The organism is Bacillus sp. MC1252 (genome assembly GCF_056838025.1).
Map to the genome: position 1 here is coordinate 848,542 of NZ_CM166369.1, position 18,523 is coordinate 867,064.

Below are 18,523 nucleotides of genomic sequence, written 5' to 3' on the forward strand. Positions count from 1 at the left end.
CATCCAGAAGCCTCCCTTCCAATCATGGGTTGAAAGCCTTTTGAAAAAATGACCGAATCAGACGAAATGGGAATACATGAAATCATTTCATCATCTTGGCTTTTTTCTCAAAATTTGTTTAAAACGTAATATGATTGTAACATTACTTGAAAAACTCAAACAACTTTTTAGCAGATGGGGAGGGACACTCTATTTGCAACAGCACGTGATGATGTTTATAATGTGAATGAGAATCAATTTCAATTAAAATTGATTGAAAGGATGACATATATGCCAAACATGAAACAACAAACAGAAGCGTTAACGGTTCGAGACGCTGTCAGATATAGACGATCGATTCGAAAATTCAAAGAAACGACAGTAACCATTGAGCAGCTTCAGCCATTATTAGAGGATGCGGTCTATGCACCAAATCATAAAATCACTGAGCCATGGCGCTTTCTATATGCGACAACTGCTGAAGCAAAAGCGACATTTGTTGAGCGCTTCATTGCTTTCTTTAAACGCAACAACCCAGATGCAAAGGAAGAAAAGATTACTCAATACAGAGACTACTTTACAAAAGTCCCAGCGCTATTATTTGTCGTATTAAAGGAAGACGAGAACCCAGTGGTGAGAAATGATGATTTTGCTGCAGTGAGCGCTTTGATTCAAAACTTCCAGCTGCTTGCTTGGGATCAAGGGATCGGTATGGTATGGAAGAGCGGCCGCATTTTATACGACAAAGGCTTTCAACAGGAGATGGGATTAAAGGAAAACGAGCGTTTTGCAGCCATCCTTCACATCGGTTATCCAGAAGAAGTCCCTGAAGAAAAATCACGTCAGAAGGCATCAAGCCTGCTTACTGAAATTAAATAAAAGCAGCCCTTTTTGAAAGGGACTGCTTTTTTACTTATTGTTTTTTGGCGCGCTGATCGGCTGCTTTCATACGAGCCATTGCTTTTACGTCATTTGGATCTGCAAGTTCTTTGGAAAATTCAACAAATTCGCCATCCGTCTCTTGAGCTGCGATTTCTTGGACAGATTTTTTGTGTTGGTCTTTTTTCAAAGCCTTCTCCTCCTTTACAAGATCACTATAGTTATGTGCTTGTTGGAGTGGAATATCCGTCTTATTTGCTTCTTTTTTCTGCTGCTCTTTCCGCTTTTTTGAATTCCTGCTGATACAGGACTTCCTGGGTCTTCTTCAGCTTCGAAGTTGGCTGGTGGTCTTTTTTCTTCATCAAATTGCCCCCTCATATCGTTTCTTCATAGGGTGGGTGTTTTTGACAAACTTTATTCCTCTGAATGTAAAATCGCTTCTTTTAGCTCAGGGTGCAAAAATTCATAAGAAGAAAGCTGGGCCTTTTTCGGCAGGGCACGCTGGCCCTTTAAAACAAGTAATGACATTTCGCCAAGTGCCGTTTTGATAACAAAGGATGGCACCTTCAGCCAGTGGGGGCGGTGAAGGGCGGATGCGATGGTTTGTCCGAGCCGCTGCATTTGAACAGGATTTGGAGAAGTGACATTGAGTGGACCCGATACCGCGTCATGACGGATGGCAAAGGCAATGAGATGTGCCACATCTTCCACGTGAACCCACGATACCCATTGTGACCCCGAGCCGATGGTTCCACCGGCAAACAGTTTGTATGGCATGGTCATCAGAGGCAGTGTCCCTTTTTCTCCTAACACAACCCCAAAGCGTGTATAGACAGTACGGATGCCGAGAGCTTCAATTTTTTGAGCCTCAGCTTCCCAAAGCTTTGACGTATGACTTAAGAAGTCTGTATCGGCTGGAGGGGCTTCCTCCGTAAAATCCTCTGTCTTAGAAGTGCCATAAATACCGACAGCACTGGCTTGAATGAGCACAGACGGTTTTGATTCCTGCGCTTCGATGATGCGTCTCACTTCTTGCGTTGATTGTAGACGGCTAGAGAGAATGCCTTCTTTCGCCTTGTCTGTCCAGCGTGTGAAAATGGATTTTCCAGCAAGGTTAATCCATACATCGATGGCAGGCAATTCATGTTCAGGCGTAGCACCTTCTGTCAGCCACTGCACGTAATGTAAATGATTTTGTTCGGATTCCTTTGGATTTCTTGTTAAAATATATAGATGATGTCCTTCGTCTGCGAGCACCTTTGTGACGTGCTGGCCGATAAAACCGGTTCCTCCGGTGATGGCGATATTCAATTGACATCTCTCCTCTCATATACATACCTATATCTTTCACAATTTTGAATCCGAAGAAACATCCTGACTGTTTTAGAAAAGGAGTGATTACAGGATGCCTTATATTACAAAAATTTCTGCTCAGAAAAACAATACAGAGCGCGTGAACATCTTTCTTGATGAAAAGTACGCCTTTAGCGTTGATCTAGATGTGCTCGTTCAGCACGATTTGAAAAAGGGGAAAGAGCTGGACGAAGCAGAGATCATTGAGATTCAATTCGGTGATTCTGTCAAAAAAGGATTTCAGCAGGCTGTCGATTATTTATCTTACCGCATGAGATCAGTGAAAGAAGTCACCGATTATTTAACGAAAAAAGAAATACCAGCACCTGCTATTAGTGAAATTATACACAAATTAAAGCATTATAAGTATGTAAATGATCTTGAATTTGCAGAAGCATATGTGAGCACCCACCGGAAAACGAACAGCAAAGGGCCTTCCGTCCTGAAAAAAGAATTAAAGCTGAAAGGCATAGACGATGACACCATTGAACAATCGCTATCGCAATATCCTGATGACTTACAGCTGGAGGAAGCCGTCAATCAGGTTCTCAAGCTGGTGAGAAAAGAAAAGAATCGTTCTGCAAAAGAGATCGAGCAGCGCATCAAGCTTCAGCTTCAGCGAAAGGGATTTTCGTTTGCGATCATTGATAAAGCCCTTCAAGAAGCCTATGATGGACAAGAAGAGGAAAAAGAAGAAGAAGCCCTCCTGTATATGCTAGAGAAGGCAAAGCGCAAGGTAGGATATGACGGATCTTTTGAAAAGAAGATGAAAGTGAAGCAATTTTTATACCGAAAAGGCTTTGATCTCGATACTATTGATCACGTGTTAGACAAAGGGGAATGACAAATGGAAAAACGCTATAGTGAGATGACAGAATATGAATTAAAGCAGGAGATTGCAGCCCTTTCTGAAAAAGCTAGAAAGGCTGAGCAGCTAGGCATTGTGAATGAATACGCCGTCTTAGAGCGAAAAATTGATATGGCCAAAGCCTATTTATTAGATCCAGCATTGATTCAGACCAAGACGACCTATCAAATCAAAGACACAGACGAGCAATTTTACGTGGAATATCTAAACGGGGTGTTTGCTTGGGGGTACAGAGTGTCGGCTCCAAATAAAGAAGATGCCCTGCCGATTTCAATGCTTACGCAAAAGGACTGATCTGATGATCAGTCCTTTTCTTTACTTCGAACGCTGTTTACGGACGTTGTTCTGAAGTACGATGTCGTGCTGCGTTTGCTGCGTTTCTCCGTTGACCTGAGAGGCAGAATGCTTTGCATTCGCCCATGGTTGAGGGTAAGCGGTTGTCCTTAGTTGAACAAAGTCTGCCATATACGATTTCCCATTTGAACTCATATCTCAAGCACTCCCTTTGGAAAAATTAGCGTTTCCCTGATGCCCTCATACGTTCCTGTGGACGTGTATTCGTCTCACCATTCGGCCTTTTAGACGCATAAGCATCTGTGGCGCCTGGTTCGCCTTCAAACTTGTGATTCACTTGATTTGGAAAGCCTTTTGCTTTATTGCGCATATCGATTCCCTCCAAACAATACAAATCATTTGCGTCTTTTGAAGACGTAAGGGTAGTATATGAAAAAAGAGGTTTTTTTAAAAAGGCACTTTCTGCTAGATGAAGGAGGAACCGACATGGAACAATACTTTGAGCGATTAACAGAACAACTCATGGAAAAAAACAATATGCTGACATATGAAGAAGCACGTACATGGGTAGAGCTGCTTTGGAGTGATTTTGAAACGACCTATGCAAAGGCAGGCCGCAAGTATAAAGGACAGGAAACGACAGAACGGATTGTCCAAGAATGGATTGAGAGCTACGGTGCTCAGCTGCATTTATTTCAAAATAAACAATCAAAGGCAAACGAGCATCTGCAACAAAACCACAAAGGGCTTCTGCACTAAAAGAGTTGTCCTTTTCACTTCTACTCATCTTTTTTAAAAAACAGGAAAATATATTAAAGTAAAAACAATTTTATGAAACAATACCCAGTCTGTGATAGGAATTACAGGCTTTTTACAATGTTTAAACTTAAAATTACATTAAATTCATCTTGCTGAAAATCACTGGAAATAAAACTCTGATATAATGAAACGATTAAAGAGACATGTAATTTATGGATAATAAAAAAGGGTTTCGTTTTCTGACAAAAAAGGAATAATGAACATAACAGACTATGTGAAAAAAGTGAAGAGAAGGTGCGATATGGAACGGGAATTGCTCTCTGTTATAATTCCTTCTTACAATGAAGGTGAAAACATCAGACGAATCTTTGAGGCACTCGAGGAAGAGTTTCGCGATTTTCATTATGACTTTGAAATCATCTTTATTAATGATGGAAGCAAAGACAATACGCTTCAATACATGAGAGAGCTCTCTCGCAAAAGTGCAAAGGTCAAATATATTTCCTTTTCGCGTAACTTCGGGAAGGAAGCCGCTATTTTGGCAGGGCTTGAACATGCAAAGGGAGTAGCTGCGATCATTATGGACGCCGACCTGCAGCACCCGACGTATTTGATTCAGGATTTTGTCAGAGGGTATGAAGAAGGCTACCATCAAGTCATTGCCAAACGGAACCGTAAAGGAGACAGCAAGCTTCGCTCTTACTTATCATCGATGTACTATAAAATCATGAACAAGGTGGTTGAAGTAGACTTGCGTGATGGTGTAGGAGATTTCCGTTTAATTTCACGCCAAGCAATCGACGCATTGCTGAAGCTGAAAGAGGGAAATCGTTTTTCGAAAGGGCTTTTTTGCTGGATTGGGTTTGAAGAAAAGGTCATCTATTATGAAAATGTCGAAAGACAGCATGGTGATACAAAATGGTCATTGAAGAAATTATTTAACTATGGCATTGATGGTGTGATTTCCTTTAACAACCGCCCGCTGCGTATTTGTTTTTATACTGGCATACTGATCTTATTCCTCTCTTTGATTTACATCGTGGCCACCTTTATTCAAATCGTCAGAACGGGCATTATGGTACCGGGTTATTTCACACTAATATCGGCTGTGCTTTTCCTCGGAGGTGTCCAGCTTTTGAGTCTAGGCGTGATTGGAGAATATATTGGCCGGATCTACTATGAAACGAAAAAGAGGCCGCATTATTTGATCCAAGAATCAAATGTCATGGAACAAGAGACAAGCTCAAAAGAACAAGACCGAGTGTTAACGCAGTTATTTAAATAACGTGGAGTCAAATAACCGGCAAGCACGATTCGCTTGCTGGATTGTTTTGTTTCAAAGAACAGTGGATCTTTTGTGGAAAGGATTTAGATGATGAAACGTAGATGGATAATCATTGGAATGTGCCTCATTCTCGCTCTATTAGGACACTCCTTTTTCTTATATGAATATACGCAAGGCCGATATATGACGGGAGATGGGGATGGCATTTCGCAAATGCTCCCATTTAAAAAGCTGCTTTATGACGAATACGTCAAAGGAAACTTCTTTTATTCCTATCAATTTGGTCTAGGCGGCGGTACATACACACAATTAGGCTATTATTTTACAACGTCGACTGTCTTTATGGTCACAGTGCTTGTTGTCTGGATAATGAATGCGCTTCATCTCATTCAGTCAACGGACATTCATTTCTGGGCAAATGCGGTGATTTGGATCAGCGTGATCAAGCTGACGTTGATTCTTTTCATTGCCTATCGCGTTCTATTTTCGCTCGTTCAAAATAGACTTGGCGCACTGACTGGTGCCGGGATCTATGGGCTGTCTATTGTGTATTTTCGACACGAAACGTTTTGGGAATTTTTCACCGACAGCATGATGTGGCTCCCGCTGCTTGTGCTTGGGATTGAACGTATTTTCAAAACAGGCAAGCCGGCTTGGTTTATTGTGGCTTGCAGCCTCATGCTGATCAACAATTTTTACTTTGCTTATATTCACTTTATCTTTTTAGCGATTTATCTCGTATTCAGATATATGATCAAGCTTCGGAGCGAGGAGCGCGGCTGGAAGGTTTTCTGGACCCTTGCGATTTCAACGCTTTTATCCTTTGGGATCAGTGCCGCCTTTTTTATCCCATCTGTTTACGGCTTTCTCAATAATATAAGACCGCCTTATGAACAGTCGATTCCTTGGTTCGAGCTGCATGATCATCTGCTGTTTACAAGCAGGGTGTATTTATTACCGGTGATCTTTCTCATTTGTTTGTTCCTCGTTCCGCTTTATCGGAACAGGTGGTTTTTCATGTTTACATCGATTAGCGTTCTGCTTATTATTTTTCACTACAGTCCAAAGATGGCGAGCGTGTTTAATGGTTTTTCGGCACCGCAGTACCGGTTTGAATACATTCTTGCCTTTACAGTTGGAGCGGTCGTCGCCATTACCATCAAGCATTTTGCGCAAATCGAGTGGAAGTGGAAAAAGCGTGCGGTATTAGGCGCCTGGATCGTTTTTCTCCTCGCTATCGTCTTGTCAGAACGAGCGATGGGGAATATGGATGTCGTTGTATTTACAGGCATAGGACTGCTTGTGATTAGCTTGTTCTTCCTTTGGATACATGCTGAGAAACGTCAGCACCTTCGTCTCTTTTCAGCTGTGCTCATTGTCGTTAGCCTACTGACAGCAGGCATTTATCAACAGGTTTATTTATCTGAAAGCAGCAATATCAAGGAAGTATCAGATACGTATATGAAGAGTGAGGCGTATGCTGGCCCTGAGCAAATGAAGCTCATTCAGCAAATTCAAAGCCGCTCAAAAGACCCGCTCGCCCGAATTGATTGGATGAATGGTGTGCGAAACAATACCCCGTTATTTGAAGGCTTTCAAGGGATGAGTGTGTATTCGAGTATATTGAATAAGCATTTGCTCAATTTCTACTGGAATGACCTGCAAATTGATATGGGACGAGAAAGTGTCAGCCGTTATGCAACAATGGGGGACAGGGCGAATTTATACAGCCTGACCTACGGCAAGTATTATATGAGAGACAAAGCGATGTCTTACTCACCGCCAGCTTATTTTAAGCCGATGTTGGAAAGCGAGCATTATGAGGTGTATGAAAATACAAGGCCGCTGCCATTTGCAAGAACAACAAGCAACGTCTATTCAGAAGCATCCCTAGAGCATTCGTCAGCACTTGATAGAGAGCACGCGATGCTGCAAGGCGTGATTTTAGACAAAAAAGGGAACGCTGAAATCGAGCACTCACCCGATCGAGTAAAGGATACAAACATTCATACTGAACAAGCGGTGTATGAAAATGGTGTGCTTGATGTATACGGAAAAACGGGCGGGCTGAATATCACGCTTCCAGATGATATGGCCCGTGCCGGGGATGTGTATGTGAGCTTTTATGTCAAGCGGACAGACCGTAACGAAGGGTTTCAGTTGTCTCTTGATGACTACGTCACATCACGAAAAAGCAATACATCGATCTACAAAACAGGCGTCAATGAAGTGACCATTCGGGTCCCTGCTGAAAAGATCCTCTCTATTCGAGTGCCAAAAGGGACGTATGAACTGAGTCAATTAAAGCTGTATCACGAACCATATCGCATCTTAGAGCAAGCATATGAAAAAGAAAAACAGGATGACGGCAGCCAGAAAGTAAAGCTCCAAAACAACCGCTTTACGATTTCATATAATAACAAGCGCGGCGATGATTATATGGTCCTGCCTGTTCCATATGAAAAAGGCTGGGAGCTCACTGTGAACGGACATCAAACCGATATTGAACAAGCCAACTACGCTTTTATCGGTTTTCCAATAGAGAAAGGCGAAAACGAGATTGTGCTAACCTATTATCCGCCTTATATCAGAATTCTCGCGTTGATTTCATTGATCAGTCTGATAGCTGCAATCCTTTATGCACGTAGAAAACACAAGAAACACCACTTTTCGTCATAAGTGGTGTTTTTTTATCTTTCTTATCACCTAATTGATACAATCTATATAAAGCATGTATGGGGGAGAGCCATTTGACGTTAAACAAAGAATCTATTATTGATCATTATGAACACACCCTTGAATGGGTACAGTCGCTCACAGAAGTAACAGACCAAGAATGGCGCAGCGCTATCGCTGATGGAAAGTGGAGCATTGCTGAGATCATCTCACATTTCGTTCCGTGGGATGAATTTATTTTACACGATCGCCTAAAGGAATTTTGGAACAATCGACCGTTACCGCAGGCACCTGATGTGCATGAAATGAATCCGATGTCAGCTGAAAGGGCGAGAAAGGAAGAGAGAAGCGAGACGATTGAACGATTTATTGCTGTCAGAACAGAATTACTTCAAGAAATGAAGAAAATCGAAGCATCTCGCTGGAATACATCCTTTTTTATCGGTCAAACCGAGCTGACGTTATCAAGTTATTTTCAAGGGCTGATTGAGCATGATATTCATCATATGAAGCAGATCAAAGACGCACTCTCTCCAGAAAGACAATAGAGAGTCACGAAGCTTCTTTCTCAAACGGAAACGTAGCATAATCAAACAAAAAATGAAACAAACAAAGGCTTAGAGCAAAGAGAATTTCCTCAGAGGTAGAAAGCCAAATGCCGCCCACCAATTCGTCTGATAAATAGACGGCTCCCCAAATAAACAAAAGATGAAGTGAAATGGCATAAAAAACGATCGATCGTTTTTTGGACCGGCACTTTTTGACAAACCGCACGAGCACATGTTCCACATGTTCAAAAGATATCCCAAGCACGACATAGATGCCCATAAACAGCAGCATCGATAAAATCGATTGATAAAAAGCACCCGTCAAATGAAAGAACAGCACACAAAACAACAAAAATATGTAACAGACAGCAGAGGCTGCCATGAGCCATTTCAGCCCTTGCCATAAAGCGTGAACAGATTGCTGCATATGTAAACAATCACTCCTTTACATGAAATACCTGCAAAAAGGACAGGCCTTTTTGCAGGAAGTATGCGTTAATCCTCTTTTTTAGGTGCAGCGATGACAGGATGTTTTTCTGTAGAAAGCAATGTTAAGAAGTCTTCGCCTTGATCTAAATGGTCTAGCACCAGCTGTTTCGGTGTGACCGCAAGCCACTGATTGAGTGAAATGTCTGCATAATGATCGCTCTTGAAGATTTCTAAGAAATAAAGCGGTTCGTCCCCAGTATTTTCTACATAATGCCCCATCGCAAATGGTACATATCCCACGTCTCCCGCCTGATAGTTGAAGGTTCTTGCATGTCCGTCAGAAGCAAATACCGTCATTCGTGCTTTTCCAGAAATGAAATATTGCCATTCATCCGTATTTGGATGCCAGTGCAGCTCACGAATGGCACCAGGATCGACTTTGACAAGAGCGGACGCAATCGTTTTAGATGCTTTGAAATTGGTTGAGTCTGCGATCCAGACCTGTCCGCCGCTTGAAGTAATCGGCTCTTGTTTTAACAGCTCATATTTAAAGGAATGAGGGACTTCTCCTTGCTCTGTTTTCACCTTGTCACTTTCAAGGGAGCCAGGCAGACCTTTTTGGAATATATACTTCTCTTTCTCTGGCAGCTTGTTAAACTGTTCCTTTGTCAGTCCGAAGTTCTTGAGCACGACTTCTTCTGGCGTATGAGCAAGCCAATCGGTCACTTGGAAGGTACTATTTTCTGAGAAAGACCCGTCATCAAACACAAGCAAAAATTCAGCTCCCGGTTCAAGTGCTTGGATAGAGTGCGGCAGGCCAGAAGGGAAGTACCACAAATCACCCTCTGTTACATCCTCTGTAAAATTGCGCCCCTCTGCATCAACCGATGTAATCCGGGCTTCCCCATAAATCATGTACGCCCATTCCGCTTCCTTATGCCAGTGCAGCTCGCGAATCGCACCAGGCTTTAGCCGCATATTGACAGATGCAAGGCTTTTAGAGATCGGTAGTTCGCGGACTGTTACCTCGCGGGCATAGCCGCCTTTTTCTAAACGGTTGTGCGTATCAGAAAAAGAATATTTCATGTTGGAGACCGTTCCATGATCTGTTTCCGGCGGCGTGAGCATATCTGGGTTTTGTCTGTCCCGCTCGAGATTACGTGGAATTTTGACCGTTGCTCCTTTTTCTCCTCGGATCGGCTGTGGTACACCATTTTGCTTTTCACTCATGATAAAATCTCCTTTCAACATCGTATTGTGTGAGGTGACAAAAGGCCTTTCATTTCGCCCTCGTTTTCATAAGGTGAAACCAATCAAGCAGATGTCAATCTGATTCATCATTTTTTTGAGCAGCGACTAATCGTTGGATGAGCTTGCTTAATTCATCAAACTTTCGTTCAAAGCGTGTCAGCAAGTAAACCGTCAAAATGGCGGGGAAGCCAGCCTGACCGAGCTGCTTCAGCCATTCCTCTGAAAAAAGGTTCTCCATTTGTCTCACCTCCCAGCTGATGCTCGTCTCTTATATAGGTGGTCTGAAAGAAGAAAAAGGAAAGCAAAGCGGGAGAAAATGAACCATTAGACCCGTTTCATGAAGTTTACTTTTTTTAACTTTTGTCCACTTAATTCAAATAGAGGAAACAAAGGGGAGGATGCACATGGATTATCGGCTGTTATTGAAAGCGAAATGGAAGGAAATCATTGATCACCCGCTTATTCAGCAGTTTTTAAGCAATCCTAAAAATCAGCAGCTGCTCAGGCAAGTCATGGAAGAGCCAAACGAGGAGAATGCGAAAAAGCTAGATTCCGAGTTCAAGCAGTTTTATCAAAAAATCCGCATCATCAAGTATATTTCCACAATGATCCGCATCTTTTCAGTCGACTTTGACAAACGAGTCAAAAAAAAGCAGCAGCGTTTTCCGCTCATACTCGATCATCCTGATCAGCAAGAAGTGAAAGACCCTGTTCAAACAGATACGTATGAAGCTGTGCTCTTCAACCAACAAGACTTAGGGGAGCACCTGCAAGATCAAGCGTTGTACAAGGCCTACCAGAAGCTCACAGACAAACAAAAAATGGTCTTAACCCATATTTATGTTGAAGGTCAAACGATGAAGGAAATAGCCGACCGGCTGGGCGAATCAAGACAAAATATCTCAAACATCCACAAAAAAGCACTGAACAAACTAAAAGAAGAAACAGGGGGAGATGTCCGTGCACGAAGACAAAATGACCAAAGGAGAAATGGAAGAACTCATTGAAACCTTCACACCCATGATCAAAAAGAAACTACAAAACACGGCATATCAAGAAAGAGAAGACCTCGAACAAGAACTCTATATCAAACTCATCGAAAAAATAGACCGGCTGATTTACCAAGAGGGACCTGGATTTTGGGAGTTTATTGTGGAATATATGACGAAGTTATAAGAGGAACTGATGGTGCGAATGTGAGGTGAACATAAAATCCCCGGGGCATTCGCACCTTTTTATTCGACAAAAATGAGAAAAATGTATATTTCATGAAAGAGAAAACAAAATTCTATATTGAAGTTTGAGGATTTTTACAATCATTCCCTAAAAAATGTTACAATTAGGGCGGAAATCGCAGTCGCACTCTATGTGAGTGCGTGTATTGAAATCTTAATCTTTCCAAGCTCTGCTTGGTCAATTATGGTCGTACTCTATGTGAGTGCGTGTATTGAAATAATAGTTAATTGCAACTTTTCAACATCACCAATAAAGTCGCATTCTATATGAGTGCGTGTATTGAAATTTCTTGTAGCTGCTCAATTGCGTTTTGAAACCTGCCGCACTCCACCTGAATCATTAATCAAAAACACTTTACTTTTTCCTCCCGTACAACACCCCTTCACAATCACAACACAAAAAAAGACTCGCTCACACAGAGCCGAGTCTTAATTTTTTTTGCAGTTTTTCTTCACTGAAAATCCAGCCGGTATAGGAGTTTTTGATTTGATGATCCATGTCGATATGGCAGATCGCGACAAAAGGATAGTGACCTTTGCTGCGGTAGCGCAAATCAATGAACCGCACTTCATAATGATCCTTGTATTTATCCACTTCCCACCTGTAGACAGGGGAGAAGGAGAGAAAGGCTGAAATGTTTTCATCTTGCTTAGCAATTTTCATAATTTCTGTATCAGGGACCGGCACACGGTTAAAGGTGTCTAAAATGACAATCTCTCCATTCATGCTTCGACCGACATGGAAAGAGGATTTGCATTTGACTGCAATGCGCCATTGTCTGAACTTCATTGTAGGCGAGATGATAATTTCTTCAATTTCATCAAATCGTGCACGCAGCTGACGTTTAATCTGAAGCTGCATGATGACCCTAACGATATAGTAACAGAAAATCACGGCATACAGCGTGATGAACGTATAGCCGGGATGTCCGCCAATGGCCCAGATGACAATGGCGACAAGGTGTGTAAAAAAGATAAACGGATCAAAGGTGTTAATGATCCCAAGTGCTACCCACTTCTTCGAAAATGGACGAATGGCCTGCGTGCCGTATGCATTGAAAATATCGACAAACACATGTAGCACGACGGCTAACAGAGTCCATAACCAAAGGTGAAGTAAATTCGCCCCCGGCACAAATGGGAAAAGCACAGCCGGAATCAGCAACGACCAGAACAGTACAGCCGGAATGGAGTGAGTAAATCCTCGGTGATTTCTTATATAAACCGCATTATTTTTTAGTTTTAGCACAGTATCAATGTCTGGTGCTTGGGAGCCGGCAATGGTCGCGATCATCACGGCATGTGCCATTTGTGGATCTGCGCTGACGGCTGGATCTAAAAGTGCAAGTCCCCCAAGAGAAATGCCCATTACTACATGAGTACCAGTATCCAATTGATTACCTCCTAGTTGTCATGCTTAGGAACAATCATACAAAGTATACGTCTTCATTCAAGACTATGTGCAAAATCACTTTTGCTTTGTCCTAATTTAATGTAACATGTTAACGTATCTACAAACAGTATACAACAAATAAGGTTCTTTTCAGAACGTTAGCCCTTGGTTCAATGAGAAGGAGTATAAAGATGAAAGACATTCAAGAAAAGCTGGACCGCAAAGATATTGCGGGTTTTCAGCATGATTTAATTGATTGGTATGAAAAAGAACAACGGACACTGCCATGGCGTGAAAATCAAGATCCATACCGGGTCTGGGTATCAGAAGTGATGCTCCAGCAAACGAGAGTGGATACGGTCATTCCGTACTTCAACCGGTTTATGGAGCAATTTCCGACTGTCAAAGATCTCGCTTTAGCCGATGAAGAAAAGGTCATGAAAGCATGGGAAGGTCTTGGCTACTACTCAAGAGTTCGTAATTTGCAGGCAGCTGTGAAAGAAGTATATGAATCCTACGGTGGTGTCGTCCCTGATACGAAAGAGCAATTTTCAAAGCTCAAAGGTGTAGGCCCATATACGAGCGGCGCAGTACTGAGTATCGCCTATAACAAGCCGTACCCTGCTGTAGATGGCAACGTCATGAGGGTCATTTCCCGGATCTTATCGATATGGGATGACATTGCAAAACCAAAAACGAGAAACACGTTCGAATTTGCTGTCGATCAGCTCATTTCCCGGGAAAAGCCGTCTGAATTCAATCAAGGGCTGATGGAGCTAGGTGCGCTCATTTGCACCCCAACATCCCCTGCATGTCTCATTTGCCCTGTGAACATGCATTGCTCGGCACTCGAGGAAGGTGTTCAGCATGAGCTCCCAGTGAAAAGCAAAAAGAAAAAGCCCACTGCCAAATCAATGGCAGCAGCGGTTTTATTTGATGATGCAGGTCACCTATATATTCATAAGCGGCCAAGTACAGGCCTCCTTGCGAATTTATGGGAATTCCCTAACTTGGAAACCGTGAAGGGAAGAAAAACGGAAAAAGAGCAGCTGCTTGAATTTCTAAAAGAAGAGGCAGGTGTACAAGCGGAGCTTGGTGATTTAGAAGGCACCATTCAGCACGTATTTACCCACCTCATCTGGAATATTTCTGTTTTCTTTGGACGTGTGACCTCTGTATCTGATGACACTGAGCTTAAAAAAGTCACAACAGAAGAGTTTGAGGCGTATGCTTTGCCGGTCTCACATCAAAAAATATGGAAGATGGCACTCGAGCAGCCTAGTCGTATTTAACCGTTGTACCGTGGGTATAATCGGCTTCATTCCGGTGCAGACCCCCGCGGTTTTCGATTTCAGAAATGATTTCTCGATACTTAGATTGCCCTTCTTCGTTTAAATAAGGTAAAATTTGTTGGAAAGCATGATGAAAGTAAGCAAGCTCAGTATCTTTCCATTGATCCTTGGACATCATGCCAAGCTGGCTTAAATCGCGTCCGACATACATGAATGTAACCTCCTAATAGGAACTTTCCTATTAGTGTGAAGCGAATGGACGAAAACTATTCAAATCAGGAGATGAACCATAATGAGTCAACGTAAATGTGCATTAATTACAGGCAGCAGCAGAGGTGTCGGTAAAGAAGTTGCCCTTCGCCTAGCTGAAAAAGGATATGACATTGTCATTAACTATGCAAGAAGCAAAAAAGCTGCGCTTGAAACAGCGGAAGAAATTGAAGCGATGGGCGTGAAAACATTGGTCGTGAAAGCCAATGTAGGCCAGCCTGAGAAAATCAAAGACATGTTTCAGCAAATCGATGAAACATTTGGCCGTTTAGATGTATTTGTCAACAATGCGGCATCTGGCGTACAGCGCCCAATCATGGACCTTGAAGAAAACCATTGGGACTGGACAATGAATATCAATGCGAAAGCCTTGTTATTCTGCGGACAAGAAGCGGCGAAATTAATGGAGAAAAACGGCGGCGGACATATCGTCAGCATTAGCTCACTAGGCTCCATCCGCTACCTTGAAAATTACACAGTGGTCGGTGTATCAAAAGCAGCACTAGAAGCTTTAACGCGTTACCTTTCTGTTGAGCTGTCACAAAAAAATATTGTCGTGAATGCCGTATCTGGCGGCGCGATCGACACAGATGCACTCAAGCACTTCCCGAACCGAGAAGAGCTTTTAGAAGACGCGAAGAAAAACACCCCTGCTGGCCGGATGGTGGAAATTAAAGACATGGTCGACAGCGTGGAGTTCCTTGTATCAGGCAAGGCAGACATGATTAGAGGACAGACGATTATTGTGGATGGCGGACGTTCTTTGCTTGTTTAAAAAAATCATGAATAGGATGTACACCTTCTGCACAAATTAATGTGCGTGGAGGTGATAATGATGGATAAACAACAAAACAAAACAAACGCACAACAAGTGAAAAAACAAAACCAAGCTGCTGCTCAAGGTCAATATGGTACTGAATTTGCTAGCGAGACTGACGCACAGCAAGTAAAAAAATACAACCAAAAAGCTGAGCAAAACAAACAACAAAACAGCTAATCACTGAAACAGAGGGAAGCACTTCATCTACGAATGAAGTGCTTTTCTTTTTGCCTGTCACCACCATCCGACAAAACCTGTAAAACCTCTACATAAACAGTCAAAGGACTTCTTCAACCTTTCAAGAAATGGTATAGATACAAAAAATGGATTTGAGTGAAAAGGGAGGAGTTAGATGTCTGATTTCGATCAGCTTGTAAGAAAGCAAATGCAGCTCATGGATCAGCTGCTCGATGTACAAGGGGAACTCGACATGTGCTTAGAAACAGAAAAACGATTGCTGCAAGATGAAAAAAAAGAAGAGCGGCATAGGCTTCATGACCAAATCAAACAGAAACGAGAAGAACTGCAAAAAGTCCAAACTTTATTTACAAAACAGACAGAACAGGTCATCAATTCATATAAGCAAATGGAGAAGAGTTCAACCGTGATGTAAGAGAGTGTGCCGTTCAATTGGGTTGAATGGCTTTTTCATTTCATTTTTTAACTATGTAACGGTATAATATAATAGAGACATGTTTAGTTGGGAAATTAGGTCTTTGGACTGTTAGGTTTGTTTGTTATAGAAAGTAGGGGAGAAAATATGGGCTATCCCAAGGAAGGAGAAACCATCCAAATTCAAAGCTATAAACATAATGGCTTGATCCACAGGATTTGGAATGAAACCACCATTCTGAAAGCAACGGAATTGTGTATCATTGGTGCAAACGACCGTACAATGGTGACTGAATCCGATGGCCGTACATGGATGACGAGAGAACCGGCTATTTGCTATTTTCATGCAAAACAATGGTTTAATGTAATTGGGATGCTTAGAGATGATGGGGTATATTATTACTGCAACATTAGCTCTCCTTTTGCGACAGACGAAGAGGCAATTAAGTATATTGATTACGATTTAGATGTCAAAGTCTTTCCAGACATGACGTACAATATTTTGGATGAAGATGAATATGCAGACCATAAGAGGCAGATGAATTATCCAAAAGAAATCGATAGTATCTTAAGAGAGCATCTGAATACATTACTGCATTGGATTCACCAGCGGAAAGGTCCGTTTGCTCCTGAATTTGTGGATATGTGGTATGAACGTTTTTTACATTATACAAAATAAGCAAGATCAGCAAAAACCTGTTTGGCTTTATAGGCTAACAGGTTTTTGACTGCGTACGGATAAGAGGCACTGATAGATTGGGAAGGAGATTTACATGGGGGTCATTAAACGCTACATGGCTTTTGTAACACCGTATAAAAAACAGATTGCATTGACGATGGTCATCGGAATGATCAAGTTCTCGATACCCTTAACCTTGCCTTTGCTCTTAAAGTATGTCATTGATGATGTCATCCAAGGCTCGGGGTCGGCTGAGGAAAAGACATCATCTCTACTCATCATGATGGGAATCATGCTCGTATTATTTTTAGTGATGAGGCCGCCTGTCGAATACTACAGACAATATTATGCACAGTGGACAGGCAGTAAGGTATTGTTTGATATTCGGGAAAAGCTGTTCTCGCACATTCAAAAGCTAAGCCTTCGTTATTATGCCAACACGAGAACAGGCGAAATCATTTCAAGGGTGATCAACGATGTGGAGCAAACGAAGGAATTTGTCATTACAGGCCTGATGAACATTTGGCTGGATTTGATGACCGTCCTTATTGTCATTGCCATTATGTGTACACTGGATATCAAGCTCACCATCGTATCTGTCATTATTTTTCCACTTTATGCGATAGCTGTGAAGTATTTTTATGGACGGCTTCGCAAGCTGACAAAAGAGCGGTCACAGGCGCTGGCGGAGGTGCAGGGGCATCTCCATGAACGAGTACAAGGAATGCCTGTTATTCGCAGCTTTGCGATTGAAGAGTATGAACAAGAGAATTTTCACGGTGAAAACAAGAATTTCTTAAACAAAGCGATCAATCACACGAATTGGAATGCCAAAACATTTGCAGTCGTCAATACCATCACTGACATTGCACCGCTACTCATCATTGCATTTGCTGGCTACACCGTGATTAATGGATCGCTTTCGATTGGGACAATGATTGCCTTTGTCGGCTACATTGACCGGATGTACAACCCGATTCGCCGTCTCATTAACTCATCGACGACTTTAACCCAGTCGGTTGCGTCTATGGATCGTATTTTTGAGTTTATCGATGAGCCCTATGAGGTAACAGATCGGCCAAATGCAAAAGAAGCCAACGATTTAAAAGGAGAGGTAGAATTTAAAAATGTGTCGTTTCGCTATGAACATACACAGGAAGAGATTTTACATAATATCTCCTTAAAAGTAGAAAAAGGACAAACGATTGCGCTTGTAGGAATGAGCGGTGGAGGAAAGTCAACGCTCGTCAGCTTAATTCCAAGATTTTATGATGTCACAAACGGGTCACTTGAAATTGACGGCATCGATATTAAAGAGTACAAAGCAAGAAGCCTCCGAAATCAAGTCGGAATGGTGCTGCAAGATACGTTCTTATTCAGCGACACGATTAAAGAAAACATTGCTGTTGGTGACCCGGAAGCGTCCTTTGAGAACATCGTATCGGCTGCCAAAGCGGCAAATGCCCATGATTTTATTATGTCTCTTCCTGAAGGGTATGACACGAAGGTAGGAGAACGAGGCGTGAAGCTGTCAGGCGGACAAAAACAACGGATTTCGATTGCGAGGGTATTTCTCAAAAATCCGCCGCTCCTCATTTTAGACGAAGCGACGTCTGCACTTGATTTAGAAAGTGAGCATTATATTCAAGAAGCGATGCAAAAGCTAGCGAAGGACCGCACAACCTTTATTGTCGCGCATCGCTTATCGACCATTACCCATGCCGATCAAATTGTCGTCATGGAACAAGGTGAGATTGTGGAAAAAGGAACACACGAAGAATTAATGAACCGAGACAGCCACTATCGCCATCTATTTACCATTCAAACATTAAATTAGTAGAAGCCTATCCGAATCTAGCGGATAGGCTTTTTTATGCTTGTCAAAAACATGACATATTTCC

Annotated in this window: 24 protein-coding genes and 1 pseudogene; 15 read left to right on the forward strand and 10 right to left on the reverse strand. The window is 42.2% G+C overall.

The genetic code is table 11. From position 1 onward, the window contains the following. Positions 1 to 270 precede the first annotated feature (270 nt). Positions 271 to 858, forward strand: coding sequence for a nitroreductase family protein (locus ACYH0L_RS04120; RefSeq protein ID WP_230031576.1), 588 nt, complete (start codon positions 271 to 273; stop codon positions 856 to 858). Positions 859 to 892: 34 nt separating this feature from the next. Here the strand turns inward: ACYH0L_RS04120 and ACYH0L_RS04125 are convergent, their stop codons facing one another. From ACYH0L_RS04125 to ACYH0L_RS04135, 3 genes are all read right to left on the reverse strand, one after another. Beyond that, positions 893 to 1,048: a YfhD family protein gene (locus tag ACYH0L_RS04125; RefSeq protein WP_099727612.1), complete on the reverse strand. Its 156-nt coding sequence runs from the start codon at positions 1,046 to 1,048 to the stop codon at positions 893 to 895. A gap of 61 nt (positions 1,049 to 1,109) precedes the next feature. Next, complete coding sequence (locus tag ACYH0L_RS04130; RefSeq protein ID WP_099727611.1) at positions 1,110 to 1,220, reverse strand: YfhE family protein; 111 nt, start codon at positions 1,218 to 1,220, stop codon at positions 1,110 to 1,112. 52 nt (positions 1,221 to 1,272) lie between these two features. Further along, complete coding sequence (locus ACYH0L_RS04135; RefSeq protein WP_099727610.1) at positions 1,273 to 2,169, reverse strand: TIGR01777 family oxidoreductase; 897 nt, start codon at positions 2,167 to 2,169, stop codon at positions 1,273 to 1,275. A 94-nt stretch (positions 2,170 to 2,263) separates the two neighbouring features. On the opposite strand from ACYH0L_RS04135, the gene recX reads away from it, so the two are divergent. Beyond that, a complete protein-coding gene (gene recX, locus ACYH0L_RS04140) occupies positions 2,264 to 3,055 on the forward strand; it encodes a recombination regulator RecX (RefSeq protein ID WP_099727609.1) in 792 nt (263 codons plus the stop codon). Between the two features lie 3 nt (positions 3,056 to 3,058). Then, on the forward strand, positions 3,059 to 3,373 hold the full coding sequence (locus ACYH0L_RS04145; protein ID WP_105928239.1) for a YfhH family protein: 315 nt from the start codon (positions 3,059 to 3,061) through the stop codon (positions 3,371 to 3,373). Positions 3,374 to 3,394: 21 nt separating this feature from the next. Here ACYH0L_RS04145 and ACYH0L_RS04150 read toward each other — a convergent pair whose 3' ends face one another. Both ACYH0L_RS04150 and ACYH0L_RS04155 read right to left on the reverse strand, forming a co-directional pair. Then, positions 3,395 to 3,568: a YpzG family protein gene (locus ACYH0L_RS04150; protein ID WP_008360604.1), complete on the reverse strand. Its 174-nt coding sequence runs from the start codon at positions 3,566 to 3,568 to the stop codon at positions 3,395 to 3,397. 25 nt (positions 3,569 to 3,593) lie between these two features. Beyond that, positions 3,594 to 3,743, reverse strand: a complete 150-nt coding sequence (locus tag ACYH0L_RS04155; protein WP_003217849.1) for a small, acid-soluble spore protein K — start codon at positions 3,741 to 3,743, stop codon at positions 3,594 to 3,596. A gap of 116 nt (positions 3,744 to 3,859) precedes the next feature. Between ACYH0L_RS04155 and ACYH0L_RS04160 the strand changes: the two genes are divergently transcribed. From ACYH0L_RS04160 to ACYH0L_RS04175, 4 genes are all read left to right on the forward strand, one after another. Continuing rightward, positions 3,860 to 4,132 (forward strand): YfhJ family protein, encoded by a 273-nt coding sequence (locus tag ACYH0L_RS04160; protein ID WP_099727607.1) that lies wholly within the window; start codon positions 3,860 to 3,862, stop codon positions 4,130 to 4,132. A 301-nt stretch (positions 4,133 to 4,433) separates the two neighbouring features. Further along, a complete protein-coding gene (locus ACYH0L_RS04165; RefSeq protein WP_099727606.1) occupies positions 4,434 to 5,417 on the forward strand; it encodes a glycosyltransferase family 2 protein in 984 nt (327 codons plus the stop codon). 87 nt (positions 5,418 to 5,504) lie between these two features. Then, a complete protein-coding gene (locus tag ACYH0L_RS04170) occupies positions 5,505 to 8,096 on the forward strand; it encodes a YfhO family protein (RefSeq protein WP_230031577.1) in 2,592 nt (863 codons plus the stop codon). 71 nt (positions 8,097 to 8,167) lie between these two features. Further along, the gene (locus ACYH0L_RS04175) at positions 8,168 to 8,641 is read left to right on the forward strand and encodes a DinB family protein (RefSeq protein WP_230031578.1); all 474 of its coding nucleotides are present in this window, start codon (positions 8,168 to 8,170) and stop codon (positions 8,639 to 8,641) included. 4 nt (positions 8,642 to 8,645) lie between these two features. Here the strand turns inward: ACYH0L_RS04175 and ACYH0L_RS04180 are convergent, their stop codons facing one another. The 3 genes from ACYH0L_RS04180 to ACYH0L_RS04190 form a co-directional block, all read right to left on the reverse strand. Next, positions 8,646 to 9,068 carry a regulatory YrvL family protein gene (locus tag ACYH0L_RS04180; RefSeq protein WP_099727603.1) on the reverse strand — a complete coding sequence of 141 codons (423 nt, stop codon included), beginning with the start codon at positions 9,066 to 9,068 and terminating at the stop codon, positions 8,646 to 8,648. Positions 9,069 to 9,136: 68 nt separating this feature from the next. Further along, complete coding sequence (locus ACYH0L_RS04185; RefSeq protein ID WP_256499421.1) at positions 9,137 to 10,300, reverse strand: oxalate decarboxylase family bicupin; 1,164 nt, start codon at positions 10,298 to 10,300, stop codon at positions 9,137 to 9,139. Between the two features lie 94 nt (positions 10,301 to 10,394). Continuing rightward, complete coding sequence (locus ACYH0L_RS04190; RefSeq protein ID WP_230031580.1) at positions 10,395 to 10,559, reverse strand: YvrJ family protein; 165 nt, start codon at positions 10,557 to 10,559, stop codon at positions 10,395 to 10,397. Between the two features lie 166 nt (positions 10,560 to 10,725). On the opposite strand from ACYH0L_RS04190, the gene ACYH0L_RS04195 reads away from it, so the two are divergent. Next, positions 10,726 to 11,328, forward strand: a complete 603-nt coding sequence (locus ACYH0L_RS04195; RefSeq protein WP_327925367.1) for a sigma-70 family RNA polymerase sigma factor — start codon at positions 10,726 to 10,728, stop codon at positions 11,326 to 11,328. Then, the gene (gene rsoA / locus ACYH0L_RS04200; RefSeq protein ID WP_249705311.1) at positions 11,276 to 11,497 is read left to right on the forward strand and encodes a sigma-O factor regulator RsoA; all 222 of its coding nucleotides are present in this window, start codon (positions 11,276 to 11,278) and stop codon (positions 11,495 to 11,497) included. The genes ACYH0L_RS04195 and rsoA overlap by 53 nt, the downstream gene beginning before the upstream one ends. A gap of 471 nt (positions 11,498 to 11,968) precedes the next feature. On the opposite strand, the gene ACYH0L_RS04205 is transcribed toward rsoA, so the two are convergent. Beyond that, on the reverse strand, positions 11,969 to 12,949 hold the full coding sequence (locus ACYH0L_RS04205; RefSeq protein WP_099727599.1) for a metal-dependent hydrolase: 981 nt from the start codon (positions 12,947 to 12,949) through the stop codon (positions 11,969 to 11,971). A gap of 191 nt (positions 12,950 to 13,140) precedes the next feature. Here ACYH0L_RS04205 and mutY point away from each other — a divergent pair, with 191 nt between their 5' ends. Continuing rightward, positions 13,141 to 14,241 (forward strand): A/G-specific adenine glycosylase, encoded by a 1,101-nt coding sequence (mutY, locus tag ACYH0L_RS04210; RefSeq protein ID WP_099727598.1) that lies wholly within the window; start codon positions 13,141 to 13,143, stop codon positions 14,239 to 14,241. On the opposite strand, the gene ACYH0L_RS04215 is transcribed toward mutY, so the two are convergent. After that, on the reverse strand, positions 14,228 to 14,452 hold the full coding sequence (locus tag ACYH0L_RS04215; RefSeq protein WP_044139672.1) for a hypothetical protein: 225 nt from the start codon (positions 14,450 to 14,452) through the stop codon (positions 14,228 to 14,230). The genes mutY and ACYH0L_RS04215 overlap by 14 nt on opposite strands. 81 nt (positions 14,453 to 14,533) lie before the next feature. Here ACYH0L_RS04215 and fabL point away from each other — a divergent pair, with 81 nt between their 5' ends. The 5 genes and pseudogenes from fabL (at position 14,534) to ACYH0L_RS04240 (ending at position 18,459) form a co-directional block, all read left to right on the forward strand. Next, positions 14,534 to 15,286 carry an enoyl-[acyl-carrier-protein] reductase FabL gene (fabL, locus tag ACYH0L_RS04220; RefSeq protein ID WP_024425211.1) on the forward strand — a complete coding sequence of 251 codons (753 nt, stop codon included), beginning with the start codon at positions 14,534 to 14,536 and terminating at the stop codon, positions 15,284 to 15,286. Between the two features lie 75 nt (positions 15,287 to 15,361). Next, positions 15,362 to 15,508, forward strand: a pseudogene (locus ACYH0L_RS04225) (gamma-type small acid-soluble spore protein); the annotation flags it as partial. A 175-nt stretch (positions 15,509 to 15,683) separates the two neighbouring features. Continuing rightward, positions 15,684 to 15,944, forward strand: a complete 261-nt coding sequence (locus ACYH0L_RS04230; RefSeq protein ID WP_099727596.1) for a YgaB family protein — start codon at positions 15,684 to 15,686, stop codon at positions 15,942 to 15,944. Positions 15,945 to 16,091: 147 nt separating this feature from the next. Then, a complete protein-coding gene (ntdP, locus tag ACYH0L_RS04235) occupies positions 16,092 to 16,622 on the forward strand; it encodes a nucleoside tri-diphosphate phosphatase (RefSeq protein ID WP_012009337.1) in 531 nt (176 codons plus the stop codon). A 94-nt stretch (positions 16,623 to 16,716) separates the two neighbouring features. Next, entirely contained in the window at positions 16,717 to 18,459 is a 1,743-nt protein-coding gene (locus ACYH0L_RS04240) for an ABC transporter ATP-binding protein (protein ID WP_099727595.1), read from the forward strand. Positions 18,460 to 18,523 lie beyond the last annotated feature (64 nt).